The sequence below is a fragment of the Pseudomonas helleri genome (assembly GCF_009600315.1).
Taxonomy (GTDB): Bacteria; Pseudomonadota; Gammaproteobacteria; order Pseudomonadales; family Pseudomonadaceae; genus Aquipseudomonas; species Aquipseudomonas helleri_A.
Genome location: NZ_WIWC01000013.1, coordinates 1 through 26,106 on the forward strand (window position 1 = coordinate 1; position 26,106 = coordinate 26,106).

The 26,106-nt window shown below is 57.5% G+C and carries 24 protein-coding genes; 16 read left to right on the forward strand and 8 right to left on the reverse strand.

Annotated elements, in window-relative coordinates; all coding sequences use genetic code 11:
• Positions 1 to 217 precede the first annotated feature (217 nt).
• The gene (locus GHN86_RS10245; RefSeq protein WP_194286179.1) at positions 218 to 1,120 is read left to right on the forward strand and encodes a 2OG-Fe(II) oxygenase family protein; all 903 of its coding nucleotides are present in this window, start codon (positions 218 to 220) and stop codon (positions 1,118 to 1,120) included.
• A gap of 25 nt (positions 1,121 to 1,145) precedes the next feature.
• Here GHN86_RS10245 and GHN86_RS10250 read toward each other — a convergent pair whose 3' ends face one another.
• On the reverse strand, positions 1,146 to 1,730 hold the full coding sequence (locus GHN86_RS10250; protein ID WP_153377408.1) for a DUF6436 domain-containing protein: 585 nt from the start codon (positions 1,728 to 1,730) through the stop codon (positions 1,146 to 1,148).
• An 89-nt stretch (positions 1,731 to 1,819) separates the two neighbouring features.
• Here GHN86_RS10250 and GHN86_RS10255 point away from each other — a divergent pair, with 89 nt between their 5' ends.
• Positions 1,820 to 2,758, forward strand: a complete 939-nt coding sequence (locus tag GHN86_RS10255; RefSeq protein WP_153377409.1) for an alpha/beta hydrolase — start codon at positions 1,820 to 1,822, stop codon at positions 2,756 to 2,758.
• Between the two features lie 63 nt (positions 2,759 to 2,821).
• Here GHN86_RS10255 and GHN86_RS10260 read toward each other — a convergent pair whose 3' ends face one another.
• The 3 genes from GHN86_RS10260 to phoB form a co-directional block, all read right to left on the reverse strand.
• Entirely contained in the window at positions 2,822 to 4,162 is a 1,341-nt protein-coding gene (locus tag GHN86_RS10260) for a hemolysin family protein (protein WP_122781942.1), read from the reverse strand.
• Between the two features lie 123 nt (positions 4,163 to 4,285).
• The gene (gene phoR, locus GHN86_RS10265; protein ID WP_194286180.1) at positions 4,286 to 5,614 is read right to left on the reverse strand and encodes a phosphate regulon sensor histidine kinase PhoR; all 1,329 of its coding nucleotides are present in this window, start codon (positions 5,612 to 5,614) and stop codon (positions 4,286 to 4,288) included.
• 85 nt (positions 5,615 to 5,699) lie between these two features.
• On the reverse strand, positions 5,700 to 6,392 hold the full coding sequence (phoB, locus tag GHN86_RS10270; RefSeq protein ID WP_122781943.1) for a phosphate regulon transcriptional regulator PhoB: 693 nt from the start codon (positions 6,390 to 6,392) through the stop codon (positions 5,700 to 5,702).
• A 172-nt stretch (positions 6,393 to 6,564) separates the two neighbouring features.
• On the opposite strand from phoB, the gene GHN86_RS10275 reads away from it, so the two are divergent.
• The 5 genes from GHN86_RS10275 to GHN86_RS10295 are packed head-to-tail and all read left to right on the forward strand — an operon-like array spanning position 6,565 to position 11,181.
• Positions 6,565 to 7,605: a DUF5924 family protein gene (locus GHN86_RS10275; protein ID WP_153377411.1), complete on the forward strand. Its 1,041-nt coding sequence runs from the start codon at positions 6,565 to 6,567 to the stop codon at positions 7,603 to 7,605.
• A gap of 55 nt (positions 7,606 to 7,660) precedes the next feature.
• Entirely contained in the window at positions 7,661 to 8,815 is a 1,155-nt protein-coding gene (locus tag GHN86_RS10280) for an ABC transporter permease (protein ID WP_153377412.1), read from the forward strand.
• Entirely contained in the window at positions 8,809 to 9,615 is an 807-nt protein-coding gene (locus GHN86_RS10285; RefSeq protein WP_153377413.1) for an ABC transporter ATP-binding protein, read from the forward strand. Before GHN86_RS10280 ends, GHN86_RS10285 begins: the two co-directional genes overlap by 7 nt.
• 1 nt (position 9,616) lies before the next feature.
• Positions 9,617 to 10,555, forward strand: a complete 939-nt coding sequence (locus GHN86_RS10290; RefSeq protein WP_153377414.1) for an MlaD family protein — start codon at positions 9,617 to 9,619, stop codon at positions 10,553 to 10,555.
• Positions 10,552 to 11,181, forward strand: coding sequence for an ABC-type transport auxiliary lipoprotein family protein (locus tag GHN86_RS10295; RefSeq protein ID WP_153377415.1), 630 nt, complete (start codon positions 10,552 to 10,554; stop codon positions 11,179 to 11,181). Before GHN86_RS10290 ends, GHN86_RS10295 begins: the two co-directional genes overlap by 4 nt.
• Positions 11,182 to 11,224: 43 nt before the next feature.
• Here the strand turns inward: GHN86_RS10295 and GHN86_RS10300 are convergent, their stop codons facing one another.
• The gene (locus GHN86_RS10300; RefSeq protein WP_153377416.1) at positions 11,225 to 11,725 is read right to left on the reverse strand and encodes a transporter substrate-binding domain-containing protein; all 501 of its coding nucleotides are present in this window, start codon (positions 11,723 to 11,725) and stop codon (positions 11,225 to 11,227) included.
• 139 nt (positions 11,726 to 11,864) lie between these two features.
• Between GHN86_RS10300 and GHN86_RS10305 the strand changes: the two genes are divergently transcribed.
• Entirely contained in the window at positions 11,865 to 12,302 is a 438-nt protein-coding gene (locus tag GHN86_RS10305) for a DUF4399 domain-containing protein (RefSeq protein ID WP_153377417.1), read from the forward strand.
• A gap of 55 nt (positions 12,303 to 12,357) precedes the next feature.
• Here GHN86_RS10305 and serA read toward each other — a convergent pair whose 3' ends face one another.
• Entirely contained in the window at positions 12,358 to 13,587 is a 1,230-nt protein-coding gene (gene serA / locus GHN86_RS10310; RefSeq protein WP_048381242.1) for a phosphoglycerate dehydrogenase, read from the reverse strand.
• A 206-nt stretch (positions 13,588 to 13,793) separates the two neighbouring features.
• On the opposite strand from serA, the gene GHN86_RS10315 reads away from it, so the two are divergent.
• The 4 genes from GHN86_RS10315 to GHN86_RS10330 all read left to right on the forward strand — a co-directional run bounded on the left by GHN86_RS10315 (position 13,794) and on the right by GHN86_RS10330 (position 18,036).
• Complete coding sequence (locus tag GHN86_RS10315; RefSeq protein ID WP_153377418.1) at positions 13,794 to 15,188, forward strand: FAD-binding oxidoreductase; 1,395 nt, start codon at positions 13,794 to 13,796, stop codon at positions 15,186 to 15,188.
• Between the two features lie 55 nt (positions 15,189 to 15,243).
• Positions 15,244 to 15,909, forward strand: coding sequence for a fumarylacetoacetate hydrolase family protein (locus GHN86_RS10320; protein WP_153377419.1), 666 nt, complete (start codon positions 15,244 to 15,246; stop codon positions 15,907 to 15,909).
• Between the two features lie 143 nt (positions 15,910 to 16,052).
• A complete protein-coding gene (gene ilvA / locus GHN86_RS10325) occupies positions 16,053 to 17,567 on the forward strand; it encodes a threonine ammonia-lyase, biosynthetic (protein ID WP_153377420.1) in 1,515 nt (504 codons plus the stop codon).
• A 40-nt stretch (positions 17,568 to 17,607) separates the two neighbouring features.
• Positions 17,608 to 18,036: a DUF2269 family protein gene (locus tag GHN86_RS10330; RefSeq protein WP_153377421.1), complete on the forward strand. Its 429-nt coding sequence runs from the start codon at positions 17,608 to 17,610 to the stop codon at positions 18,034 to 18,036.
• 110 nt (positions 18,037 to 18,146) lie between these two features.
• On the opposite strand, the gene GHN86_RS10335 is transcribed toward GHN86_RS10330, so the two are convergent.
• Positions 18,147 to 18,803, reverse strand: coding sequence for an HAD family hydrolase (locus GHN86_RS10335; protein WP_153377422.1), 657 nt, complete (start codon positions 18,801 to 18,803; stop codon positions 18,147 to 18,149).
• A 143-nt stretch (positions 18,804 to 18,946) separates the two neighbouring features.
• Here GHN86_RS10335 and GHN86_RS10340 point away from each other — a divergent pair, with 143 nt between their 5' ends.
• Both GHN86_RS10340 and ptsP read left to right on the forward strand, forming a co-directional pair.
• Positions 18,947 to 19,426: an RNA pyrophosphohydrolase gene (locus tag GHN86_RS10340; protein WP_019828104.1), complete on the forward strand. Its 480-nt coding sequence runs from the start codon at positions 18,947 to 18,949 to the stop codon at positions 19,424 to 19,426.
• Between the two features lie 21 nt (positions 19,427 to 19,447).
• Positions 19,448 to 21,727: a phosphoenolpyruvate--protein phosphotransferase gene (ptsP, locus tag GHN86_RS10345; RefSeq protein ID WP_153377424.1), complete on the forward strand. Its 2,280-nt coding sequence runs from the start codon at positions 19,448 to 19,450 to the stop codon at positions 21,725 to 21,727.
• Between the two features lie 33 nt (positions 21,728 to 21,760).
• Here ptsP and GHN86_RS10350 read toward each other — a convergent pair whose 3' ends face one another.
• On the reverse strand, positions 21,761 to 23,329 hold the full coding sequence (locus GHN86_RS10350; protein ID WP_153377425.1) for a SulP family inorganic anion transporter: 1,569 nt from the start codon (positions 23,327 to 23,329) through the stop codon (positions 21,761 to 21,763).
• 79 nt (positions 23,330 to 23,408) lie between these two features.
• On the opposite strand from GHN86_RS10350, the gene GHN86_RS10355 reads away from it, so the two are divergent.
• Together GHN86_RS10355 and betT are read left to right on the forward strand one after the other, a co-directional pair.
• Positions 23,409 to 23,735, forward strand: coding sequence for a DOPA 4,5-dioxygenase family protein (locus GHN86_RS10355; protein ID WP_153377426.1), 327 nt, complete (start codon positions 23,409 to 23,411; stop codon positions 23,733 to 23,735).
• A 311-nt stretch (positions 23,736 to 24,046) separates the two neighbouring features.
• Positions 24,047 to 26,044, forward strand: coding sequence for a choline transporter BetT (betT, locus tag GHN86_RS10360; RefSeq protein WP_153377427.1), 1,998 nt, complete (start codon positions 24,047 to 24,049; stop codon positions 26,042 to 26,044).
• The last annotated feature ends 62 nt before the right edge of the window (positions 26,045 to 26,106 follow it).

Genomic DNA, 26,106 nt, shown 5'->3' on the forward strand with positions numbered 1-26,106 from the left:
CTGAGTTCGGAATAAGACATAGGGCAGCACCGTACCGGAAAGGTCAGGTGTTGCACTCAGTTTTTGCCGCCGCCCTGTAATACGTTATTACAAGTTACATATAGCTTGATCTTTCCTGGCGTTATCACGTTTTGCATATCAACTTTCGTTACTGTGCTGACAAGGAATAAGGATGCCCCCATTCGCCGCAGGTCAACTTTATAGCGAAGTTTGCCACATGCATGATGCCCCTCAGCCGGCAGGTTCTACGGCTGATCTGGTGTGCGCTCGCATGAATGCTGGCAAGTTGTGGTTTTCCAGTCAGGAAGAGCGCCATCAAGCCTTTTCCAACGGTGTTTTTCTGCTGCACATTCCCGATGACCTGGATGTGGGTGCCGCCGATCAATTCGCCAATGAGTTCTATCGGGGCGACGCCAGCTTGTATGGCGGCTTCAAGGCGTTAACTTCCGCCTCTTTTGACGACGGCTTGCTGGGGTTCCATCGGCGAGTTGATCAGATTGAGCAGTTCCTGCTTGAACGCCGGTTCTGGGGCAGTCACTACCCCGTCGAAATTGCGCTTATCGGCGAACAAATGACAGCGTTGTCACAGCAAATAGTGTGTGCCGCGCTGGAGTTTGCTGGTATCCCGCCTTCGGTCTGGCTTCGGGGTAGCGGCAGTTGTTCTCACGCAGAAGGCGCCTATCACCTGACGTTTAACCATTACCGCACACAGCTGGACGCCGTGGGTTTGAGTTCGCACAAAGATGATGGCTTTCTGACAATTTTACGAACCACCCGTCAGGGGCTTGAAGTGAATCGATATGATCGCTGGGAACGCGTAGACGCTACCCACAATCTGTTCGTGATCAACTTTGGCTTATCGATGGAAGTCTTGACGGCCCGCTGCCCGTCGCCGGTATCCGCTATTGTTCATAGGGTTTCGCAACAAACCGAGGATCGAACCAGTTTTGGCCATTTCAGTTCGAGCAACTTTATGGACCGTGATCAAGGCAAGTTTGCCTATTGCCCTGTACAAGGCCTGCAACGGGCATTGGATAAACAGACGCTGTTAAAGGCTTATAGCCGCGATTATTGCACGCACATGCTTTATTCGGGTTGTTCACGAGATGAAACAGCCTGATTAGCCTGTACCGTTCGAATGAAGCTCACGCGGCTGGCGGTTGGACCTGCCAAGGGCAATAACAACCTACGGCCAAAGTGTGCGTGGTATTTGCCGGACGGCCTTGGCTCAGGGCTTGCAACACAGGTTCGACAAAGCTGTTGCCCGCGTTGCAGGTAGCCCCTTCACTGTAAGGCCCGATGTAAGCCAATTTACCGTTGCGGTCCCAGATCGCGATGGCCGGACTGGCGCTCAGGTGCTCTGCGCCGGGGAGGTGGGTCAATGGTTTGAGGGCCCCCAGCCTGATGGGCAGTTGCCCGTGTGTACCGGGTTTTTGAACGGCATAAAACTCGATGCCCTGTGGCGCGTAGTGGTTGATCAGCTCGCTCAGGTGTTGATAGTTACCCACATTGCACGGGCAATCCGGGTCCCAGAAGTGCACGACGCGAATGGCGCCCGGGCCTGACAATTCGGCAGGTAAACGCAGGGCATCCCCGGCGAACAGCACAGCTTGATCACTGAACGTGCGAATGTAACGGCCTTGAAACCAGTCGTAAGCCCTCCATAACCCCGCAGCGCATAACAGCGTCAGCAGGCAGGCCAGCAGCGTTTTTAACGTTAGCTCAGGCATTCAATCAGGTCCTCGAAGTACACGTAGCTTGCCATGCTTGACCCGACAGATGAATATCGTCGGTCTATAAAGCCTGTTTGGAAATCGCTATGTCCCCCCCGTTTTCTCCCGATGACTTGCGCGCCAGCTTGCAACCCTTGAGCGCAGGCCAGCCACTGTCGAGCGATGGATTGGCGTACCAGCACTTTTACGGGCTGGATTTTGCCCAGCGCTCAGCACCTGTGCGCCGGCAATTGGGGCGTTTCAGTGCGGCAGGTTACGACCTGGTCAGTCAGGTTTGGTGGCCCGAGCGTGCGGTCGCGACGCTCTTTGTGATCCACGGGTTTTACGACCACATGGGCTTGTACCGGCATGTCATCGAGTGGGGCTTGAACCACGGTTTCGCGGTGATTGCCTGTGACTTGCCGGGGCATGGGCTGTCGAGTGGCGAACGGGCCAGCATTGATGATTTCGCGCAGTATCAGGCGGTGCTTCAGGGGTTGTTTATCGAAGCGCAATCACTCGATTTACCCAAGCCCTGGCACCTGTGTGGTCAGAGTACGGGGGGCGCAATCGTGCTGGATCATGTGCTGCGCTATGGCGATACAAGCCCAGCTCAGGGTCAAATCGTGCTGCTGTCGCCACTAGTGCGGCCCAAGGACTGGGGCTGGTCGAAATTCAGTTATTACTTGCTCAGGCCCTTCGTCAAGGGCATCGCCCGGCGCTTCAGCGAGAATTCCAACGACCCCGACTTCCTGCCCTTTCTGCAAGCCGATCCCTTGCAGCCGTTACGCCTGCCAACCGCTTGGGTAGGGGCGCTCGCGCGCTGGATACCGCGTATCGAAAACGCACCGCCCTGCTCTCGCCAACCCTTGGTCGTTCAGGGCTCGGCCGACAAAACAGTCGATTGGCAGCATAACCTTGAAGTTCTGACCGCCAAGTTCAACCAGCCGCAGGTGCTGGTGTTGCCCAACGCGCGGCATCATCTGGCGAATGAAACGGCGCAGATACGCGAGGATTATTTTGCGTTTCTGGACCGTTTTTTTTGAGCTGAGCCGAGGGCGCAGCTCCCTGCTGAGTACCGTGTTTCATCAGTACTCAGCAGAGTCTGCTCAGTCCTTTTTGAGGACTTTGGCCAAGACGATTTTCGGGCCTTTCATCTTTTTGATGATGATGCGCAGGCCTTCCACTTCAAGGGTTTCTTCTTCTTCGGGCACCCGTTTCAAGGTGTCGTAGATAAGCCCCGCGATGGTTTCGGCCTCTACGTGGTCAAGGTCAACGCCCAGCAGGCGCTCGATCTTGAATAAAGGCGTATCGCCGCGCACCAGCAGTTTGCCCGGCTGGTACGAAAGAATGCCGCGCTCAGCCTTGCGGTGTTCGTCTTGAATATCGCCGACCAGGACTTCAAGCACGTCTTCCATCGTCAGGTAGCCGACCACTTTGCCATCTGCTTCTTCAACCAGCGCAAAGTGCGCGCCGCCCTTGCGGAAGCGCTCGAGCAACTGCGACAGCGGCATATGACGCGACACGCGCTCCAGAGGGCGGGTCAGCTCTTCAAGGTTGAAGGTCTCGGGCAAGTGATCAAGGTCGGCCAATTCCAGCAACAGGTCTTTGATGTGCAGCAACCCGAGAAAGGTGTTGGTTTCAGCATCGTAGACCGGGTAACGGCTGAATTTGTGACGACGAAACATCGCCAGAATTTCTTTCAGCGGCGCCTTGGAATCCAGAGTCACCAGGTCTTCACGGGAGTTGGCCCAGTCGACCACTTCCAGCTCGCCCATCTCGACTGCTGAGGCCAGTACGCGCATGCCTTGATCGCTGGGATCCTGACCACGGCTGGAGTGCAGAATCAGTTTGAGTTCTTCACGGCTGTAGGCGTGGTCATGGTGCGCGCCCGGCTCGCCCTGCCCTGCAATGCGCAAAATGGCATTGGCACTGGCGTTGAGCAAATAAATGGCCGGGTACATCGCCCAATAGAAGAGGTACAGCGGCACGGCGGTCCACAGCGACAACGTCTCGGGTTTGCGAATAGCCCAGGATTTTGGCGCCAGCTCGCCCACCACGATGTGCAGGTAAGAAATGACAAAGAAGGCGGCAAAGAACGACACACCTTTGATCACTTCAGGCGATTCGACACCGATGGCGCCCAGCAGCGGCTCCAGAATATGAGCGAATGCCGGTTCACCGACCCAGCCCAGGCCCAGCGACGCCAGGGTGATACCCAACTGACATGCGGACAGATAAGCATCGAGCTGGTTATGAACAATGCGCAGGATTCGGCCGCTCCAGCCGTTGACGTCGGCGATGGACTCAACCCGCGTGGCGCGCAATTTGACCATGGAGAATTCCGCCGCAACGAAAAAACCGTTGAGCAAAACCAGGATCAGAGCAAAAAGAATCATGCCGAAGTCGGCGAAGAGTGAGGCGAGGGTCAAACCAGGGGAAGGGTCCATGATGGAGTTTTACGGGTTCCGTTATTTCGAAAAAAGAAGGGGTTCAGGTCTGTTAATCAGACAGATGTAACGCAATGTAGCGGCAGATGCGGCCCTTGCCTAGTGGGCAAAAGCCGCAGGTGCTTAGTCATTGGCTGTCGAAAGAGCAGGCTTGGCCACCTGTGACGCAGCGAAATGGCAGGTAAACGTGCTGCCCTGTCCCAACGCGCTGCTGATTTCCAGACGCCCGCGGTGGCGCAGCAACACATGCTTGACGATGGCCAGACCCAATCCGGTACCACCCGTACTGGCATTGCGGCTGGAGTCCACGCGGTAGAAACGCTCAGTCAGACGCGGCAAGTGTTTGTTGTCGATGCCGACACCGGAGTCCTGAACACTGAGGTGCGCGCCCGAAGCATCGGCCCACCAGCGGATATGGATGTTGCCACCATCCGGGGTGTATTTGACCGCGTTGAAGATCAGGTTGGAGAACGCACTGCGCAGCTCGGGCTCACTGCCTTTGAGGGCAGCAGTACTTTTAACGTCCAGCGTGATGGTCTGGTTGCGCTGCCCGGACAACGCTTTCGCATCGCCCTTGATCGACTGCAACAAGGCGTCGATGGCCACCGGCTGATTGTCAGACGGGTAGTCCGTCGCCTCAAGCTTGGCCAGTAACAGCAAGTCGTTAAGCAAGGTCTGCATGCGCTCGCCTTGTTGCTGCATTTGCGACAGCGGGCGTTTCCAGCGCGGGTTCACATCATCAACGTTATCGAGCAAGGTTTCGAGGTAGCCGCAGATTACCGTCAGCGGTGTGCGCAACTCATGGGAGACATTGGCGATAAAGTCTTTACGCATTTGTTCAAGCTGGTGCAGGCGGGTTACATCGCGCACCAGCATCAAGTGCTCATTATTGCCGTAGCGCGTGATGTAGAACTGGATGTGCAGGTGGTCGTTGACCGGCGAGGGAATGTCCAGCGGCTCGACATAGTTGCCCGCCTCAAAATATTCCTTGAAGCGTGGATGGCGCACCAGATTGCTGACCGGCTGGCCGCTGTCCTGAGGGGTCTTTAGCCCCAACAAGGTCTCGGCAGCGCGGTTCCACCATTCGAGGTTACCATCGCTGTCGAGGGTGACGACCGCGTCCTTGAGTGCAGCCGTCGATTCTTGTACCCGATCAATCACCGCTTGCAAGCGGCCGCGCGCTCGTTGGTCGCGACGTTGCAGGTGGTAGATGCTGTCAAACACCTCACCCCACAGGCCGTAGCCGTCTGGCGGAGGTTCATCGGGTTTGTGCTGGCGCAGCCAATGGTGCAAGCGCAATAACTGCTTGAGGGTCCAGCCCAAATAAAGCGCCAGACCCACCGCCAGGCTCAATCCGTAATAACCACTGACAAGCCCGATCAACAGGCACACGCCGATCAGAAGCACTAAATGACGAATCAGCGTGCTATGCCATTTTTGGTTCAAGGTCATACGTCCCGTTATGAGCTTTCAGTCGCAAGCATTAAGCGCAATCGCATTAGGCTCACCGCCGATCAATGGCGGCTGGCCGCTTGTGTCAGGCTTTGGTGGAAAACCGATACCCTGTGCCGCGCACGGTTTGTACCAGATTTTCATAGGCTTCGCCGAGTGCCTTGCGCAGGCGGCGGATGTGAACGTCTACCGTGCGCTCTTCGACATACACGTTGCCGCCCCAGACCTGATCAAGCAATTGACCACGGGTGTAGGCGCGTTCCTGGTGGGTCATGAAGAACTGCAGCAGACGGTATTCTGTGGGACCCATTTCGGCCGGTGTGCCGTCAATGGTCACGCGATGGCTGATGGGGTCGAGCAGCAAACCGCCAATTTCAATAGGGGATTCGGTATCAGCGGGGCCGGCACGGCGCAGCACAGCCTTGAGGCGCGCCACGAGTTCCCGGGGTGAGAAGGGTTTGGTGATGTAGTCGTCCGCCCCCACTTCCAGCCCCTGGATCTTGTTGTCCTCTTCACCTTTGGCCGTCAGCATGATGATCGGAATATCGTTGGTCAGTTCTTCGCGCTTGAGGCGGCGGGCCAATTCGATACCAGAGGTGCCGCCGGGGAGCATCCAGTCAAGCAGGATCAGATCGGGTTTGCGATCAACGATGATGGCGTGGGCGTCTTGAGCATTGTCGGCTTCAAGGCAGTCATAGCCTGCCATTTCCAGTGCCACGGCGATCATTTCGCGGATGGGTGCCTCGTCATCAACGATCAAAATGCTCCTGCCAGCCATGCCTTAATCCTCTTGTCATTTAACTGTCTTGTGGCGCATTAGATAACGCAATTATTGCAGTTGTGTGACAGATCTACCTGTAAAGGGCTAGAGGCAACAAACTCCCACACTCGCTACTGCCTAAAACGCTATTCTGTCGAGGATTTTCTCTATACAGAATGTGAACCGCCCCATGCCTAACTGGAACCACTACCTACAGCGCGTCATTGAGCTGATGAAGCGCTATCCAGGGTTGATCGCCGTATTCGGCTTTTTCTCGGGGGTGGGCAGTTTCATTCTGGTTGACCGCCAACAAGGCATGGCTCGCTGGATCGCGGTCATCCTTCTGGTTAGCTGGGTCTGGCTGATGCTGGAGAATACCTTCACGCAGCTGTTCGCTCGGGTGTTCAAGCGCGAAATACCGCCGCCCTTGCTGCGGTACGCCACTCAGATGATCCATCAGGAAAGTCTGTTTTTCGTTTTGCCGTTTTTCTTCATCACCACGACCTGGAACAGCGGCCAGCTGGTGTTTACCGGACTGCTCGGCGCCAGCGCACTGGTCACCATTACCGACCCTCTGTACTACCGATGGCTTGCCCCCCGGCGCTGGCTGTTTTTGGCGCTGCATACGCTGGCCCTGTTTGCGGCGCTGCTGACCGCGCTGCCGATCATCCTCAACCTGACCACTTCAGAGAGCTACAAGTTGGCTCTGGGCGCCGCCGTGCTGCTTTCCATTCCCAGTCTGGCCGTCAGCTTGCCCCTCAAAACCTGGCGCGGCTGGCTGATATTGCCTTTGATCGTACTGGCACTGGGCAGCACCGGTTGGCTGCTACGCTCCTGGGTGCCGCCCGCCACGCTGTGGATGACAGAAGTGGCCGTGACCACGCAACTGCAAGACCGTACGCCCGGTGACAGCATCAAGCAGATCAGCGTCAGCGAGCTACGCAGTCGCGGGTTGTACGCCTACACATCCATCAACGCACCGCGAGGTCTGAATGAGCGGATCTATCACGTGTGGCAGCTCAATGGTCAGGAAGTCGACCGCATTGCCCTGGATATTCATGGCGGACGCAAAGAGGGCTATCGCGCCTGGACCCATAAGCAGAACTTCCCGCCCAATCCGGTAGGCCGCTGGCAAGTGCGGGTGCTGACAGAAGACGGACAAATGATTGGCGTCTTGCGCTTCAGGGTTAACCCAGATCAATCGGCGGCAACGGATGTTCAGGCAAACTGAGGCACTTTTTCGAGACTGTGCTATTACATAAAGTCTGCGTTTACACGTATTGAGCATGGAGCTGACGACTATTACAGCCACGGCGGGCACTGCCCAACTAGACACCTCAAGCAATCCGGCGCGGCTGCGACTCAGCGGTGACTGGACGCTTGCTCATTACACTGACCTCAAACAGCAAACCGAGCAGCTCGCTGGCCAATACGACGCCCAAACCGCGATTGATCTGGACGACGTCTCCAGCATCGACACCGCCGGGGCGTCACTGATGGTGGAGTTGCTGGGCGCAGAGCGCGTCAGTCAATTGACCGAAACCGCCCATAAACTCCCCGCCGCCGATCGCGCCCTGCTGCAAACGGTTTACTCGTCTATGCGCGACTTTTGCGTACCGGTCAAAACGGTTCAGCAGAATGTCATTACCCAGTTGTTGTGCCGCATCGGCAGCGCCGTCTACAAGCTTTGGCAAGACACCCTGCAACTGTTGGGCTTCATCGGTCTGATCCTGCAAACCCTGGCCCGCAATCTGTTTCGACCTTCACAGTGGCGCATCACGCCCGTGGTCGCGCATATCGAACAAATAGGCCTCAATGCTGCCCCGATTGTCATGCTGCTGACCTTCATGGTGGGCGCCGTGGTGGCCTTTTTGGGAGCTACCGTGCTGGCCAACTTTGGTGCTGGCATCTTTACCGTCGACTTGGTTGCGTTTTCCTTCCTGCGCGAATTTGGTGTTTTGCTCACCGCTATCCTGTTGGCAGGTCGCACAGCCAGCGCCTTTACGGCACAAATCGGCTCGATGAAAGCCAATGAAGAAATTGATGCCATCCGCACCTTGGGCCTTGATCCGATGGACCTGCTGGTACTGCCCAGAGTACTGGCCCTGTTGATTGCCCTGCCCTTGCTGACCTTTCTGGCAATGATGGCCGGCATCATCGGCGGCGCCGTGGTGTGTGTGGTGTCGTTGGGCATCTCGCCCGACATGTTTATTTCAATGCTGCATTCCGACATCAGCGTCAAAAACTTTCTGGTGGGCATGGTCAAGGCCCCGTTTTTCGCCTTTCTGATCGCCGCAGTGGGCTGCCTTGAGGGCTTTAAAGTCAGCGGCAGCGCTGAATCGGTGGGCGAACACACGACGTCCAGCGTGGTGCAATCGATCTTTATCGTGATCGTGCTCGACGCGGTCGCCGCGCTGTTCTTTATGGAGATGGGCTGGTGAAAAGTCCAACGCGAACGCCCGGCGAGGCGGTGATCGAGGTACGCGACCTGTGCAACCGCTTTGGCACTCAGAGCGTGCACGAGCATCTGGACCTTGATGTGTATAAAGGGGAAATTCTGGGGGTGGTGGGCGGCTCGGGTACCGGCAAGTCGGTGCTGCTGCGCAGCATCGTCGGCCTGCGCAGGCCCAATGAAGGGCAAGTGCGGGTGTTCGGACAAGACCTGATGAGCCTGCCCGAAGACCAGCGCTCGAAGCTTGAGCGACGTTTCGGCGTGTTATTTCAGATGGGGGCATTGTTTTCATCACTGACCGTGACTGAGAACATCGCCCTGCCCTTGATCGAACATGCCGGTTTGAGCCGCCCTGACGCCGAACACCTGGCGCTGGTCAAATTGGCCTTGGCCGGGTTGCCGTTGGTAGCGGCCAATAAATACCCGTCCGAACTGTCCGGCGGGATGATCAAGCGTGCCGCACTAGCCCGAGCGCTGGCGCTGGACCCGGACATCCTGTTTCTCGATGAGCCAACGGCTGGTCTGGACCCAATTGGCGCGGCGGCATTTGATCAACTGATTCTGACCCTGCGCGATGCGTTGGGTTTGAGCGTGTTTCTGGTCACTCACGACCTCGATACGCTGTACACCATCACTGACCGGGTGGCGGTGTTGTCACAGAAAAAAGTATTGGTGGCAGCACCGATCAGCGAGGTCGAGAACTTCGACGACCCGTGGATTCATGAGTATTTCCATGGCCCCCGTGGCCGCGCCGCGTACGAAGCGGCAACCCAGCGCAAGGAGCATTAACATGGAAACCCGCGCCCATCATGTATTGATTGGCTTGTTCACCGTTCTAGTCGTGGTGGGCGGCATGCTGTTCGGCCTGTGGCTGGCCAAATCGAGCATGGACAACACCTTCAAGGACTACGAAGTGGTGTTCAACGAGGCTGTCAGCGGCTTGTCCAAAGGCAGTTCGGTGCAATACAACGGCATCAAGGTGGGCGACGTCATTGAGCTGCGCCTCGACGACAAAGACCCGCGCCGGGTGCTGGCACTGATTCGCCTGGCCGCCAATACGCCTGTCAAAGTCGACACCAAGGCCAAATTGGCGCTGACCGGCGTGACCGGTACATCGATCATCCAGCTCAGCGGTGGCGACCCCAACAGCCCACCTCTCAAAGGCAAAGACGGCAAGCTGCCCGTGATTGTGGCCTCACCCTCGCCGATTGCGCGTTTGCTCACCGATGGCACCGACGTGATTTCCAACGTCAATATGCTGCTGCACAACGCCAACAAACTGTTCTCGCCTGAAAACGTCGACAGCTTTGGTAAAACCCTGAACAACCTTGAACAGACCACGACGGCCATTTCAAGCCAGCGGGGTGACATTGCCCAAACGCTCAAACAGCTTTCCCTGGTTGGAAAGCAGGCCACGGCGGCACTGGAACAAACCACCACGCTGATGCGCAATGCCAATGGCATTTTGAATACTCAGGGCCAGCAGATGTTCAGCGATGCCGGTCAGGCCATGAAATCGCTGGAGCAGAGCACCCAAACCATCAATGCGCTGATCAACAACAACGAGGATTCGCTCAACAATGGCATGCAAGGGCTTAACCAGCTTGGCCCTGCGGTTAATGAACTGCGCGAAACGCTGAGTACGTTGCGCTCCATTTCGCGGCGACTGGAAGCCAATCCCAGCGGTTTCTTGTTGAACCGCGAACAGACCAAGGAATTCACGCCATGATCCGTCCCTATCGCCTTGCTGGTTCAGTGTTTTTGGCTGTAGGCCTGGGCTTGCTCAGCGCTTGTTCGATCTTGCCCAAGCCGGAACTGGTCGACCAGTACATCCTGCCTAGCGCCCAAGCGCCCGTGGCCAGCCGCAGCGGCGCGGTCAACTGGTCGCTACGGCTCGACAAGCCGATGGCCAGCCTTGCACTGAACAATCAGAACATCGCCGTCGTACCGCAGAGCAATCTGATCAGCTACTACAAGGGCGCACGCTGGAGCGACCCTGCACCGGCACTGGTGCGCAACCGACTGCTCGATGCCTTTTTGCAGGATGGCCGAATCAAAGGCCTGAGCACCGATGACAGCAACTTGCAGGCTGACTATGAGTTAGGCGGTGAATTGCTGGCGTTCCAGACCCATTACAACGGCAATAACCCTGAAGTACTGATCCAGTACAACGCACGGCTGGTGCGCACCAGTGACCAACGCGTCATTGGCTCCAAACGCTTTGATGTCCGTCAGCCCTTGAATGACCCGAAAGTGCCAAGCGTGGTGGCCGGCTTCGGTCAGGCCGCTGATGTGATGTCAGCGCAAGTGGTGCAGTGGGTAATACAACAGGGGCAAGGGCAAAAGCCGCAATAAAGCTATCGCAGGCAAGCCCGCTTGCGGGCCTGCCGAATGCGCGTTACGGCTGGAGCGCCTCCCGCTCCAGCCATTTCTGTGACAAGGCAGCCAGTCGACCGTCTGCCTTGATCCGCTGCAATGCGTTGTTCAAGCTGGTCTGGAAGGCAGGATTGCCCTTTTGCAAGGGTATGGCCAGGCTCACCGTCGGCTGTGAAGCGGTGTCGCTGTAGGGTTCGGTGAAATCGAATCGATCCTCAACCTCACGAGGCATAACGACAGGCGTAATCGCCACGTCGTATTTGCCGCTTTCAACGCCTGACAGCAAGTCATCGTGGTCAGTGACCAAAAGCGATGGTTTAACCTCCAGCTCCTTGGCCAATAATTCGCCCAGTTCAACGTCGAATCCTGTCAGCCGATCGTCTTGTTTAAAGCTGAAAGGGGGTAAGTCGGCGCTCAGGGCAATGCGCAGTTCGCCCCGGTCGTTCACCTCGTCAATCAGTTCGGCATGAGCAAAAGGGCTCGCCAGCGGCAATAAAAGCATCAGTCCCGGCCAAAAACGCATGGTCACTCCTTTGAATGTGATGCAAGCGATTCGCAATGGGCGTGCGCTTTGCTTTATGTTGTTCGAATGCGGCGTTGGACAGCGATATGCCAAAAAGTTGTCTGGCCCCTACGCATTTCGCAAAAAACCGGAGAAATAAATGAAAGCTCTACTGTCTCGTGTTGCATTGGCTTCTGTATTGATGGGCGCTTCGGTCCTGGCCACTGCGGCTGGCCTGGAGTCCGAGCCAGCTCCAAAAGGCGCCAAAGTGTTTATCATCGAACCTAAAGACGGCGCGACGGTTGATCAAACCTTTACGGTCAAGTTCGGCATCGAAGGCATGCCTCTGGCCCCTATCACCGAAGCCACGCCGCACGCCGGCCATCACCATCTGTTGATCGACGTCGACCAACTGCCTGCCGAGAACGCGCCGATCCCGGCAGACGCCAACCACATCCATTTCGGCAAGGCCCAGACCGAAACGCAAGTGACCCTGCCACCGGGCAAGCACACTCTGCAGCTGGTGTTGGGTAACCAGGTACACGTGCCCTTCAAGCCAAGCCTGGTGTCGGAAAAAATCACTGTTAATGTGAAGTAAGTTTTCGCATAAAAAAAGGGAGACCCGAGGGTCTCCCTTTTTTAGTGAAGCGCGATCAGAACAATACGCGGCAACGAATGGTGCCATTGATCTTTTGCAGCTTCTCTTGCGCCAGGTCCGAGGACTCGGCGTCGACGTCGATCACTACATAGCCAACTTTCTCGTTGGTTTGCAGGAACTGGCCGGAGATGTTGATACCGTTTTCGGCGAAGACCTTGTTGATCTCGCTCATCACACCCGGAATGTTTTCGTGGATGTGCAGCAGACGGTGCTTGCCAGGGTGAGCCGGCAGGGCCACTTCCGGGAAGTTCACGGACGATACCGACGTACCGTTGTCGCTGTACTTGACCAGCTTCTCTGCCACTTCCAGACCGATGTTGGCTTGCGCTTCAGCGGTGGAACCGCCGATGTGCGGGGTCAGGATCACGTTGTCCAGTCCACGCAGCGGGCTTTCGAACACGTCGTCGTTGGAACGCGGCTCAACCGGGAACACGTCGATGGCGGCGCCGATCAGGTGTTTATCCTTGATCGCATCGGCCAGCGCGTCCAGCTCAACCACGGTGCCACGGGCAGCGTTGATCAGAATGCCGCCCTTTTTAATGGCTCGGATTTCTTTCTCACCGATCATCCACTGGGTTGCAGCAGTTTCAGGTACGTGCAAGGTCACGATGTCGGACATGCCCAACAGCTCGTGCAGATTGCCAACCTGTGTCGCGTTGCCCAATGGCAGCTTGGTCACGGTGTCGTAGAAGAACACCTGCATGCCCAGGCCTTCAGCCAGTACCGACAGCTGAGTACCAATCGAGCCGTAACCGACGATACCCAGCTTTTTGCCGCGGATTTCGAAAGAGTTGGCGGCGCTTTTGATCCAACCACCACGGTGGCAGGACGCGTTCTTCTCAGGGATGCCACGCAGCAACAGGATCGCTTCAGCCAGCACCAACTCGGCCACCGAACGGGTGTTGGAGTACGGAGCGTTGAAAACAGCGATACCGCGTTCGCGAGCAGCGTTGAGGTCGACCTGGTTGGTACCGATGCAGAAACAACCAACAGCCACCAACTTCTTGGCGCAGTCGAACACTTCTTCGGTCAGCTGGGTACGAGAACGGATGCCGATAAAGTGGGCATCAGCGATCTTTTCCTTCAGCTGGGCTTCAGGCAAGGAGCTGGTGATGTACTCGATACTGGTATAACCAGCAGCTTTCAGTACTTCAACAGCCGATTGGTGGACGCCTTCCAAAAGAAGGAACTTGATCTTGCTCTTATCGAGAGAAGTCTTGCTCATCTGCGTAAACCTGTGTCCCAGAGAAAAAATGGCAGGGAAGTGGACAGCCTGAGCTGACCTGACCGGCGTAAATCCGGCACCGAGAATCGTCCTACAGCTCGATTCTGAGCGGGGGCCGTATGCTAGCATAAGCGCCCCGCTAAACACCCATTCCTGCGACGTGAAGCGTTCTCAGGATGACCATGAATTGTTCGAGAGTTCTGTTGATGACCCATCCTGCCGTAATTGAAGAGCTAAAGACCCTGGTTGAACCTGGAAAGGTTTTGACCGACGCCGATTCCCTCAATGCGTATGGCAAGGACTGGACCAAGCATTTCGCCCCGGCGCCCGTGGCCATTGTGTTCCCCAAAACCACCGAGCAAGTGCAAGCCATCGTGCTCTGGGCCAACGCTCATAACGTGGCACTGGTGCCCTCGGGCGGTCGCACGGGTTTGTCTGCGGCGGCGGTGGCGGCCAATGGCGAAGTGGTGGTGTCGTTCGATTACATGAACCAAGTGCTGGACATCAACCTGACCGACCGCACGGTGGTGTGCCAACCGGGTGTCGTGACCCAGCACCTGCAAAATCTGGCCGAAGAAAAAGGCTTGTACTACCCGGTCGACTTCGCCTCGGCAGGTTCCAGCCAGATTGGCGGCAACATCGGCACCAATGCCGGTGGCATCAAGGTGATTCGCTACGGCATGACCCGCAACTGGGTGGCAGGCATGAAAGTCGTGACCGGCAAGGGCGACGTGCTCGAACTGAACAAAGACCTGATCAAAAACGCCACAGGCTATGACATGCGCCAGCTGTTTATCGGCGCCGAAGGCACCTTGGGTTTTGTGGTCGAGGCCACCATGCGTCTGGATCGCGCGCCTAAAAATCTGACGGCGATGGTCTTGGGCACGGCGGATTTCGATTCCATCATGCCGGTGCTGCACGCCTTCCAGAACAAACTGGACCTGACGGCCTTCGAGTTCTTCTCCGACAAAGCGCTGGCCAAAGTCATGGCGCGCGGTGATGTGCCGTCGCCCTTCGACACCGACTGCCCGTTCTACGCCCTGCTGGAATTTGAAGCGACCACTGAAGAAGTGGCTAACGCGGCGCTGGAAACCTTCGAGCACTGCATGGAAGAAGGCTGGGTACTTGATGGCGTGATGAGCCAGAGCGAGACCCAGCTGCACAACCTGTGGAAGTTGCGCGAGTACATCTCCGAGACCATTTCCCACTGGACGCCATACAAAAACGACATTTCGGTGACCGTCTCGAAAGTCCCGGCGTTCTTGAAAGAAATTGACGCCATCGTCGGCGAACATTACCCGGATTTTGAAATCGTCTGGTTTGGTCACATTGGCGACGGCAACCTGCACCTGAACATTCTCAAGCCTGAAAACCTGAGCAAGGACGAGTTCTTCGCCAAGTGCGCCACCGTCAACAAATGGGTATTTGAAACCGTCGAGAAGTACAACGGCTCAATCTCGGCTGAACATGGTGTGGGCATGACCAAACGCGATTACCTGACCTACAGCCGTTCGCCGGTAGAAATCGAGTACATGAAAGCGCTCAAGGCGGTGTTCGATCCCAAGGGCATCATGAACCCCGGCAAGATTTTTGCGGTTTAACCCACGACACAGATCACGTTACGTCCTTTGCAGCATTCATCAGCGGAGTCGGTCCATGAGCTATCAGCACCAGTATGTCGACGGTACCCGGATTCACTTTCCTCTCGGCAAAGTGGTCTGCATCGGGCGTAACTACGCCGAGCACGCCAAAGAGCTGGATAACCCGATCCCGACTGAACCCCTGCTTTTTATCAAGCCGGGAAGTTGTGTTGTCCCGTTGGAGGGCGGCTTTGCCATTCCTCAAGATCGCGGCTCTGTGCATTACGAGGCCGAGATTGCGGTGCTGATCGGCAAGCCGCTGTCCAATACCCCAAGTACTGAAGAAGTACTGGACGCCATCTCCGGTTTTGCCCCTGGCCTGGACCTGACCCTGCGCGACAAACAGGCCGAACTCAAAGCCAAGGGCTTGCCGTGGGAAGTCGCCAAATCGTTCGATGGCGCCTGTGTACTCGCGCCTTTCGTGCAGAGCAGCACCTTCGCAGACCTCTCTGACATTGGTATTCGCCTGACCATCAACGGTGAAGTCCGTCAGGACGGCAACAGCGCCCTGATGCTAAATCCGATCGTGCCGATGATTCAGCACATGGCCTCGTGCTTCTCGTTGCAGGCCGGTGACGTGATCATGACCGGCACACCGGTGGGAGTTGGGCCGCTGAATGTGGGCGATCAGTTGATCCTTGAGTTGCCGGGCGCAAGTCGTTTCGAAGGCAGCGTTCGTTAATACGGGATTAAAGGCCTCCCCTTTTCCATCACGGGAAAGGGTGAGCGCCGTCCTGCTATAAACCTTCCATTTCGTATGGTCTGCTGCGCAAACGCTGGGTTAGACTCCTTGGTCCCTGCCAACTCGCCCAGTGAAGCTTTCCGATGCTCGAACAGTACGTTAAGAAAATCCTCACCTCGCGCGTTTATGACGTTGCCGTAGAAACGCCTCTGCAAGCTGCCAACCAACTGACTGAGCGTCTGGGCAACCAGATTTTGCTCAAGCGCGAAGACTTGCAGCCGGTTTACTCCTTCAAGATTCGTGGCGCCTATAACAAGCTGATGCACCTGACCGATGCCGAGCGCGCCTGCGGCGTGGTCACAGCGTCGGCGGGTAACCACGCGCAAGGTTTGGCGCTGGCCGCCAAGGTACTGGGGGTCAAAGCCACCATCGTCATGCCTAAAACCACGCCCGAGATCAAGATCGAAGGCGTGCGCTCACGGGGCGGCATCGTGGTGTTGCACGGCGACTCATTCCCCGAGGCACTGGCCTATTCGCTCCAACTGGTCGAACAGGAAGGCTACGTTTACGTTCACCCCTACGATGACCCGCACACCATTGCCGGGCAGGGCACCGTGGCGATGGAAATTCTGCGTCAGCACCCGGCCCCTCTGGACGCGATCTTCGTGCCGGTAGGCGGCGGCGGACTGATTGCGGGTATTGCGGCGTATGTGAAATACCTGCGCCCTGACATCAAGATCATCGGCGTCGAGCCCGATGACTCCAACTGCCTGCAAGCGGCAATGGCGGCGGGTGAGCGCGTGGTGTTGCCGACGGTAGGGATCTTTGCCGATGGCGTGGCCGTGGCGCAGATTGGCCAGCACACGTTCGATATTTGCAAAGACTATGTGGATGAAGTGATCACGGTCAGCACCGATGAGATCTGCGCCGCCATCAAGGACATCTTCGACGATACCCGCTCGATCACCGAACCTGCCGGTGCTTTGGGGGTTGCCGGGATCAAAAAATACGTTGAACAACGCGGCATGCGCGGTCAGACCCTGGTGGCGATCGACTCCGGGGCCAACGTCAACTTCGACCGTTTGCGTCATGTGGCCGAGCGCGCCGAACTGGGCGAAGGCCGTGAAGCCATCATTGCTGTGACCATTCCGGAAGTACCCGGCAGCTTCAAAGCCTTCTGCCAGGCCATTGGCAAACGTCAAATCACCGAGTTCAACTACCGATACCACACGGGTAGCGAAGCACACATTTTTGTTGGCGTGCAGACGCACCCGGTCACTGACCCGCGCAGTGCATTGCTGTCCAGCCTGACGGAGCAAGGTTTCCCGGTGGTTGATTTGACCGACAACGAACTGGCCAAGCTGCACATCCGCCATATGGTGGGCGGGCACGCGGCCAAGGTCAGTGACGAGCTGTTGTTCCGTTTTGAGTTCCCTGAGCGGCCGGGCGCGCTGTTTAACTTCCTCAACAAGCTGGGTGGGCGTTGGAATATCTCCATGTTCCATTACCGCAACCATGGCGCAGCAGATGGCCGAGTGATGGCGGGCCTGCAAGTGCCGGCAGACGAGCGCCATCTGGTGCCGGCCGCGCTGGCGGATATCGGCTACCCGTATTGGGATGAGAGCGACAATCCGGCGTATCAGCTGTTTCTTGGCTGATAGCCGCTACGCTGAATGAAAGGCTCAAGGAATAATTCGCATGGAAACCTTCACCGCGTTGAAGCTGCTGCACGGCGTCCCGACATTGCTGTTGTTTGTCAGCGCGCTAGCGATATTGATCGTCATCATTCGGCGCTGGCGGGCGGGTGAAAAAAATCTCGCGGGCGGTGCTTTGCGGCGTCCCTGGGGGTTTGTGTGGGCGTTGATGGGGCTGTGCCTGCTGGCGTTACCGGTCAGTGGCTGGTTTCTGGTGCACATGGCGGGTTGGCCGCTGGGTCAGATGTGGTTGCTGGCAGGGAGCATTTTATACCTGCTTGGCGGCCTGAGCTGGCTGTGGCTGGTAGTGCGGCTAAATCGACTGCGACTGGGGCGCGTGGCCAAACATCCGGGGTTCAGCGTGGTGCTGGCGGTCTTTTGTGCGGTGTGTTTTATCGCCATTGCCGGGTTGATGGGCGCCAAGCCGATTTAAGCCCCTCCCTCACCCCAACCCTCTCCCAAAGGGAGAGGGGGCTTGATCGGTGCTTTAGCTTTTAGTCCCCTCTCCCTCCGGGAGAGGGTTAGGGTGAGGGGCTTTTGCCTTTAATCGCGCAACGAAATCACTGGCCAGCCGCGCTTTAGGGCTTCAGCCCGCAAGTTCGGATCCGGATCAACCGCCACCGGATGCGCCACTTGCTCCAGCAACGGCAGGTCGTTCAGCGAATCACTGTAAAAATAGCTGTCATCCAAGCTGTAGCCGTTTTCTTCGATCCAGCGGTTCAGGCGAGTCACCTTGCCCTCGCGAAAGCACGGCACATCCGTGACCTTGCCGGTGTAACGCCCCTCAATCATTTCGCATTCAGTGGCGATCAAATGTTCCACGCCCAATTTTTGCGCAATCGGCGCCGTCACCACCCGATTGGTCGCGGTGATGATGACCAACGTGTCACCGGCCTGTCGGTGTTCATTCAACAACGCAACGGCCTTGGGCAGCATTAAGCCTTCAACCCGATCACGCATGAATTCACGGTGCCACTGATCCAATTGAGCCAGATCAGTACGACCAAAAATAGCCATGCTGAAATTGAGGTAAGCCTCGTTATCGAGCTTGCCAGCCAGGTAATCCTGATAAAACTCGTCGTTACGTGCCTTGTAAGCCGCACCATCGAGAATGCCGCGTTCGCACAGGTAATCACCCCATGCGTGGTCGCTGTCGCCGCCTAAAAGGGTGTTGTCCAAGTCGAATAAAGCCAGACGCATTGCAATTACCCGCGCACTTGTCAGTAGAGAGCCTACAAGAATACGGTCTTTTAATAAGAGTGCACATAAGGCAGGAAGGCGCGTTGCTGCTTTAACAACCTTTGTGGAACAATGCGGCGACATGCGTTTGCGAGGTTGTTGCCGTGATCGACCCCGATGGTTTCCGCCCTAATGTCGGGATTATTCTGACAAATGATGCTGGTCAGGTACTTTGGGCTCGCCGAATCAATCAAGACGCGTGGCAGTTTCCACAGGGCGGTATCAACCCTGACGAAACGCCGGAAGACGCCTTGTACCGTGAGCTGAACGAAGAAGTTGGCCTTGAACGCGAAGATGTTGAAATACTCGCCTGCACGCGAGGCTGGTTGCGTTATCGTTTACCGCAACGTCTGGTGCGTACCCACAGCCAACCGCTGTGCATCGGCCAGAAACAGAAGTGGTTTTTGCTGCGCCTGGTCTCTAACGAGCAACGGGTGCGGATGGATTTGACCGGTAAACCGGAATTCGATGGCTGGCGCTGGGTCAGCTATTGGTATCCGTTGGGCCAGGTGGTGACATTCAAGCGCGAGGTGTACCGTCGCGCTCTCAAAGAGCTTGCCCCGCGCCTTTTAACGCGCGCCTGACACGGAGTTCGACCCCGAGCCATGCTCAATACGCTGCGCAAGATCGTCCAGGAAGTTAACTCCGCCAAGGATCTCAAGGCGGCGTTGGGCATTATTGTGCTGCGCGTCAAAGAGGCGATGGGCAGCCAGGTCTGCTCGGTCTACTTGCTTGACCCGGAGACCAATCGCTTCGTGCTGATGGCCACTGAGGGCTTGAACAAGCGCTCAATCGGCAAAGTCAGCATGGCGCCCAACGAAGGCCTTGTCGGCCTGGTGGGCACCCGCGAAGAACCCCTGAACCTCGAAAACGCCGCCGATCACCCGCGCTATCGCTACTTTGCTGAAACCGGCGAAGAGCGCTACGCCTCCTTTTTGGGCGCACCGATCATCCACCACCGCCGCGTAGTCGGGGTGCTGGTCATCCAGCAAAAAGAGCGCCGCCAGTTCGATGAGGGCGAAGAAGCCTTCCTCGTAACCATGAGCGCGCAACTGGCCGGGGTGATCGCCCACGCTGAAGCCACGGGGTCGATTCGCGGGCTTGGGCGTCAGGGCAAGGGCATACAAGAGGCCAAGTTCGTCGGTGTACCGGGGTCCCCGGGCGCGGCAGTCGGGACGGCGGTGGTCATGCTGCCACCCGCCGATCTGGACGTGGTGCCAGATAAAACCATTACCGACATTCCAGCTGAAATCGCCCTCTTCAAAACCGCCCTCGAAGGCGTGCGCAGCGACATGCGCGCCGTGTCGAAAAAGCTCGCCACTCAGTTGCGACCCGAAGAACAGGCACTGTTCGACGTGTACCTGATGATGCTCGACGACGCCTCGCTGGGCAGCGAAGTCAAAAATGTGATCAAGACCGGCCAGTGGGCACAGGGTGCGCTGCGCCAAGTGGTCACGGATCACGTTAACCGTTTTGAATTGATGGACGACGACTACCTGCGTGAGCGGGCGTCGGACGTACGTGACCTCGGGCGCCGCCTGCTGGCTTATCTGCAACATGATCGCCAGCAAACCATGGTGTACCCCGACAACACCATTCTGGTCAGCGAAGAACTGACCGCCACCATGCTCGGCGAAGTGCCTGAAGGCAAGCTGGTCGGTCTGGTGTCGGTGTTGGGGTCGGGCAACTCCCACGTCGCCATTCTCGCTCGGGCCATGGGCATTCCCACGGTCATGGGGCTGGTCGACCTGCCCTATTCCAGGGTCGACGGCATTCAGATGATCGTCGACGGTTATCACGGCGAGGTCTACACCAACCCCAGCGACGTGCTGCGCAAGCAATACGCCGAGGTGGTCGAAGAAGAACGTCAGTTGTCCCAAGGGCTCGACGCTCTGCGCGAGCTGCCCTGCATCACCCCGGACGGCCATCGCATGCCGCTGTGGGTCAACACCGGCCTGCTGGCCGATGTTGCCCGGGCGCAGCAGCGAGGCGCTGAAGGCGTAGGTCTGTACCGCACCGAAGTGCCGTTCATGATCAATCAGCGCTTTCCGAGCGAAAAGGAGCAGTTGGCGATTTATCGCGAACAACTCGCCGCCTTCCATCCGCAACCGGTGACCATGCGCAGCCTGGACATTGGCGGCGACAAGTCACTGTCGTATTTTCCGATCAAGGAAGACAACCCGTTCCTGGGCTGGCGCGGGATTCGCGTAACCCTCGACCACCCCGAAATTTTTCTGGTGCAAGCCCGGGCCATGCTCAAGGCCAGCGAAGGCCTGAACAACCTGCGCATCTTGTTGCCGATGATTTCCGGCACCCACGAGCTCGAAGAAGCGTTGCACTTGCTGCACCGTGCCTGGGGCGAAGTGCGTGACGAAGGCACCGATGTACCGATGCCGCCGATAGGCGTGATGATCGAAATCCCGGCTGCGGTTTACCAGACCAAAGAACTGGCGCGCCAAGTGGATTTTCTGTCGGTGGGTTCCAACGACCTGACCCAATACCTGCTGGCCGTCGACCGCAACAACCCGCGAGTCGCCGATTTGTACGACTACCTGCACCCGGCGGTGCTGCAAGCCTTGCAATCGGTCGTGCGCGACGCCCATGCCGAAGGCAAGCCGGTGAGCATATGCGGCGAGATGGCCGGTGATCCGGCGGCGGCTATTTTGTTGATGGCCATGGGCTTTGACAGCCTGTCGATGAACGCCACCAACTTGCCCAAAGTGAAATGGATGCTGCGTCAGGTCAGTTTGAGCCGGGCGAAAGAGTTACTGGCCGAAGTCATGACCATCGACAACCCGCAGGTCATTCGCAGCACCGTGCAACTGGCCCTGAAAAACATGGGCCTGACCCGCATGATGAACCCGGCAGCCATCAAGCCTTATTGAAACGCGCCCTCTGTGCGACAGAGGGCTGCCCTTTCAACCTTCAAACAAAATGGGGCAGTTCGCTGCCCCTTCCAGCTTTTTCAGTTCCTCCACCACCTGCGGGCGTGCGCCCCGCAAGGTCAAGCTGCGACCCGTCTCGCGCAGTCGCCTGGCCTCCTGATGCAGCATTTCAACCCCCGAATAATCGATAAAGTTGATGTGCTGCGCCTCAATCACTACTCGCTTTCCCTGCGTACGTTGCAGGCGCACTTGCAAGTAATGGGCAGCACCAAAAAAGATCGAACCGCCGACCCGCAATACCTCTTCATCCCCCTCACGCCAGCGCTGAATGCGTGGCCGTGATGTGCGTTTGAGATAGAAAAACAGCGAAGCCAACACCCCGGCATAAATCGCCGTTTGCAGCTCCAGCAACAAGGTGGCCACACACGTCAGCGCCATGACCGCGAACTCAGCCCGGCTTACCCGCCACAGCGCGCGGATGCCACGCGTGTCCACCAACCCCCAACTGATCAACAAAATCCCACCCGCCATGGCCGGAATCGGAATGTGGGCGATCAGCTTTGCCCCGGTGACGGCAAACAGCGCCACCCACAGCGCTGAAAACACCCCGGCCAGCGGCGACCGGGCACCGGCCTCAAGACTCAACCCTGAACGGGTAAAGGAGCCTGAAGACAGATACCCGGAGAACAGCGCGCCGACGACATTGGATAAGCCTTGTGCACGAATTTCCTGATTGGCATTGAGTATTTGCTGCGAGCGGGCGGCTAACGAGCGGGCGATCGACAAGCTGGTCACCAGCCCCAGCATCCCCACCGCCACGGCGCTGGGCAGCAGGCGGAGTATGGCTTCCAGATCCAGTGGCAACGGGCTGAAGGGCGGCAGGCTTGGGACAAACGCCTGCACCAGTCGGACATGGCCAAACACCTGCGGCCAGCCCCACACCATCAGGCTGGCGCTGACCAGCGCAATCAATAAGCCCGGCCAACGTGGCAGCCAGCGCTTGAGCACTATCCCCACCAGCAGAGTTGCAAACGCCAAGCCCAGCGAAGCGCGATCAAACTCGCGCACATGGGCAAGCAGTGTCAGCAGGCTGTCGAGAGCAGTCGCTTTACTTGGAATATCCAGCCCCAGCGCATTGGGTAACTGTCCCAATGCAATCACCACGGCGGCTCCCAACGTGAACCCGAGCACCACGGAATGCGAAACAAAATTGGCCAACGCACCAAACTTGAGCATCCCCATCAGCCACTGAAAAATACCGGCCAAAAACGTCAGCAACAGAATCAAACCGATGTAATCCTGCGAGCCGGGCACCGCCATCGGGCTGACGCTGGCGAACAGCACGATAGAGATCGCTGCCGTGGGGCCGCAAATCAAATGCCACGACGAGCCCCACAAGCAGGCGATGATCACCGGCACAATAGCCGCATACAACCCGTATTCCGGGGGTAACCCGGCAATCAGCGCATAGGCGATAGACTGCGGCAACGCCAGAACCGCCCCGCTCAGGCCTACGACCGCATCACGGCCAACGCTGGCGCGGGTTTGCTTGGGCAACCAGGATAAAAATGGCAGGATGTCAGCGCGGTTGGGCCAGGCCATAAGGGTCTCGTTAACACAAAGTCAGGCAGAACCCTATCATGCGCCAGCGCTTGAATGGGGTCGTGATAAAGAGGGGCATATGCAACGAATCAAGGGCTACCACGCGCACGTTTATTTCGACGCCAGCACTCTCGAACAGGCCCGCGCCTTATGCGAAGAGGCCGCGCAGCTGTTTGGCGTCACCCAGGGGCGGGTTCACCAGCGGCCTGTCGGACCGCACCCGGACTGGAGCTGCCAATTGGCCTTCGGCCCCGAGCTGATCGGCGTCGTCTTGCCGTGGTTGGCGCTGAATCGGCATGGGCTGGTGGTGTTTTTGCATCCCGACACCGGCCATAACCTGCTCGACCATACCGACCATGCCATCTGGATGGGCGCGATTCGGCCATTGAATTTGTCGGTTTTTTAACCAGCCACGCAGCGTTTCAAATTTTTTTTCACGGTGCAAAAAGCCCGTCTTTTACTACCGACCGCAAATCTCTGATAGCCCCATCCTATAACGGCTGAACGTTGATCATGGCCATGTGTCATACCCTGCCATGAGCTAACGTATTAGACGCGTAGCCGTGGGCAGCGATTAGTTCTAAAAAGCCATCTATGTTTAACTTGAATGCTTGTTCAAGTTAAACCGGTGGTCCGCTGCCCGCTCACAACAGGAGGCTAACCTTTGCCGAATCTGCTCTTTTTGCCCGCGTTTTACCTCTACAAGGTGCACATCCAATGAGTGCCCCAACAACGTCTGAGACGTCAGTCATACGCATGAACCCGCCGGTGTTTTACTTTGCCGCAGCGTTCATTCTGATCTTTGGTGTGGTGGTGATCTCCATGCCCGCAGCGGCCGGTGAATGGCTGCTGGCTGCACAAAACTGGGCGGCCAATACGGTCGGCTGGTATTACATGCTAGCGATGACCCTGTATCTGATCTTCGTGGTCGTCACCGCCTTGTCCGGCTACGGCAAGATCAAGCTCGGTGCCGACCACGACGAACCTGAGTTCAGTTACCTGTCCTGGGCGGGGATGTTGTTCGCCGCCGGGATCAGCATCACGCTGTTTTTCTTTTGTGTTTCGGAACCCCTGACCCACATGCTCGCCCCGCCTCAGGGCCCGGCCGGCACGTCAGAAGCTGCACGCCAAGGCATGCAGCTACTGTTCTTGCACTGGGGCCTGCATGGCTGGGGTGTGTTTGCCTTTGTCGGCATGGCGCTGGCGTACTTTGCCTATCGTCACAACCTGCCGCTGGCCCTGCGGTCGGCGTTGTATCCGCTGATTGGCAAACGCATCAACGGCCCCATCGGTTACGCCGTGGACGGCTTTGGCATCATCGCCACGGTGTTCGGTCTGGGCGCAGACATGGGCTTTGGGGTGTTGCACCTCAACTCTGGCCTCGATTACCTGTTTGGCATTCCGCATACCCAATGGATTCAGGTGGGCTTGATCACCCTGATGATGGGCGCGGCCATTCTGGTGGCCATTGCCGGCGTCGATAAAGGCGTGCGGGTGATGTCCGACATCAACATGCTGCTGGCCTGTGCGCTGCTGCTGTTTGTGTTGTTCGCAGGGCCGACCCAACACTTGCTCAACACCCTGATCCAGAACATCGGCGATTACCTGGGCGCATTGCCCGTGAAGAGTTTCGATGTGTACGCCTATAACAAGCCAAGCGACTGGCTGGGCGGCTGGACGGTGTTTTATTGGGCCTGGTGGATTGCATGGTCGCCGTTTGTGGGCCTGTTTATTGCGCGCATTTCCCGTGGCCGCACCATCCGCGAGTTCGTCTTTGGCGTGCTGTTGATTCCGCTGGGCTTCACGTTGGCGTGGATGTCGATCTTCGGCAACAGCGCCATCGATCAAGTGCTCAACCACGGCATGGTTGCCTTGGGCCAGTCGGCCATTGATGACCCGTCGCGCACCCTGTACTTGCTGCTGGAAACCTATCCGTGGAGCAAAACCGTGATCGCCGTGACGGTGTTCATCAGTTTTGTGTTCTTCGTGACTTCGGCCGACTCCGGCACCGTGGTGCTGTCTACCTTGTCGGCGCGGGGCAACAACGCTGACGAAGACGGCCCGAAATGGCTGCGGGTGTTCTGGGGCGCAATGACCGCGCTGGTCACCAGTGCATTGTTGTTCTCGGGCAGCATCGACGCACTTAAATCGGCGGTGGTACTGACGTCGCTACCCTTCTCGTTGATTCTGTTGCTGATGATGTGGGGGCTGCACAAGGCGTTCTACCTGGAGTCGCAGAAGAAAATCGCCCAGACACACTCATTGGCGCCCGTGTCTCACTCGCGCCGTGGTGGTTGGCGTCAGCGCTTGAGCCAGGCCGTTCACTTCCCGTCACGTGACGAGGTGTACCGCTTTATGGACTCCACCGTGCGCCCGGCGATTGAAGAGGTGAGTGCGGTGTTCCGTGAAAAAGGCCTGAGCGTTGTCACCCAGCCGGATCCGGCCAACGACAACGTCAGTCTGGAAATTGGGCATGGTGAAGAGCACCCGTTCATCTATCAGGTACAGATGCGCGGCTACTTCACACCGTCGTTCGCACGCGGTGGCTTTGGTAAAAAAGAGCAACTGCGCAACCGCCGCTATTACCGGGCAGAAGTGCACTTGGCTGAGGGCAGTCAGGACTATGACCTGACGGGCTATACCAAAGAGCAAATCATCAACGACATCCTCGATCAGTACGAGCGGCATATGCAGTTCTTGCACTTGGTGCGTTGAGGTAACGGCTGACCCTCACCCCAACCCTCTCCCAGAGGGAGAGGGGGCTGGTTTGTGGTGTT

Coding starts and splice junctions, on each gene's coding strand:
- GHN86_RS10250 (WP_153377408.1), bottom strand. CDS start 1,730: ATGCCTGAGCTAACGTTAAAAACGCTGCTGGCCTGCCTGCTGACGCTG.
- GHN86_RS10300 (WP_153377416.1), bottom strand. CDS start 11,725: ATGCGTTTTTGGCCGGGACTGATGCTTTTATTGCCGCTGGCGAGCCCT.
- betT (WP_153377427.1), top strand. CDS start 24,047: ATGAGTGCCCCAACAACGTCTGAGACGTCAGTCATACGCATGAACCCG.
- GHN86_RS10255 (WP_153377409.1), top strand. CDS start 1,820: ATGTCCCCCCCGTTTTCTCCCGATGACTTGCGCGCCAGCTTGCAACCC.
- GHN86_RS10320 (WP_153377419.1), top strand. CDS start 15,244: ATGAGCTATCAGCACCAGTATGTCGACGGTACCCGGATTCACTTTCCT.
- GHN86_RS10260 (WP_122781942.1), bottom strand. CDS start 4,162: ATGGACCCTTCCCCTGGTTTGACCCTCGCCTCACTCTTCGCCGACTTC.
- GHN86_RS10280 (WP_153377412.1), top strand. CDS start 7,661: ATGGAGCTGACGACTATTACAGCCACGGCGGGCACTGCCCAACTAGAC.
- GHN86_RS10355 (WP_153377426.1), top strand. CDS start 23,409: ATGCAACGAATCAAGGGCTACCACGCGCACGTTTATTTCGACGCCAGC.
- phoR (WP_194286180.1), bottom strand. CDS start 5,614: ATGACCTTGAACCAAAAATGGCATAGCACGCTGATTCGTCATTTAGTG.
- ilvA (WP_153377420.1), top strand. CDS start 16,053: ATGCTCGAACAGTACGTTAAGAAAATCCTCACCTCGCGCGTTTATGAC.
- GHN86_RS10315 (WP_153377418.1), top strand. CDS start 13,794: ATGACCCATCCTGCCGTAATTGAAGAGCTAAAGACCCTGGTTGAACCT.
- phoB (WP_122781943.1), bottom strand. CDS start 6,392: ATGGCTGGCAGGAGCATTTTGATCGTTGATGACGAGGCACCCATCCGC.
- GHN86_RS10290 (WP_153377414.1), top strand. CDS start 9,617: ATGGAAACCCGCGCCCATCATGTATTGATTGGCTTGTTCACCGTTCTA.
- serA (WP_048381242.1), bottom strand. CDS start 13,587: ATGAGCAAGACTTCTCTCGATAAGAGCAAGATCAAGTTCCTTCTTTTG.
- GHN86_RS10275 (WP_153377411.1), top strand. CDS start 6,565: ATGCCTAACTGGAACCACTACCTACAGCGCGTCATTGAGCTGATGAAG.
- ptsP (WP_153377424.1), top strand. CDS start 19,448: ATGCTCAATACGCTGCGCAAGATCGTCCAGGAAGTTAACTCCGCCAAG.
- GHN86_RS10350 (WP_153377425.1), bottom strand. CDS start 23,329: ATGGCCTGGCCCAACCGCGCTGACATCCTGCCATTTTTATCCTGGTTG.
- GHN86_RS10295 (WP_153377415.1), top strand. CDS start 10,552: ATGATCCGTCCCTATCGCCTTGCTGGTTCAGTGTTTTTGGCTGTAGGC.
- GHN86_RS10330 (WP_153377421.1), top strand. CDS start 17,608: ATGGAAACCTTCACCGCGTTGAAGCTGCTGCACGGCGTCCCGACATTG.
- GHN86_RS10335 (WP_153377422.1), bottom strand. CDS start 18,803: ATGCGTCTGGCTTTATTCGACTTGGACAACACCCTTTTAGGCGGCGAC.
- GHN86_RS10245 (WP_194286179.1), top strand. CDS start 218: ATGCATGATGCCCCTCAGCCGGCAGGTTCTACGGCTGATCTGGTGTGC.
- GHN86_RS10305 (WP_153377417.1), top strand. CDS start 11,865: ATGAAAGCTCTACTGTCTCGTGTTGCATTGGCTTCTGTATTGATGGGC.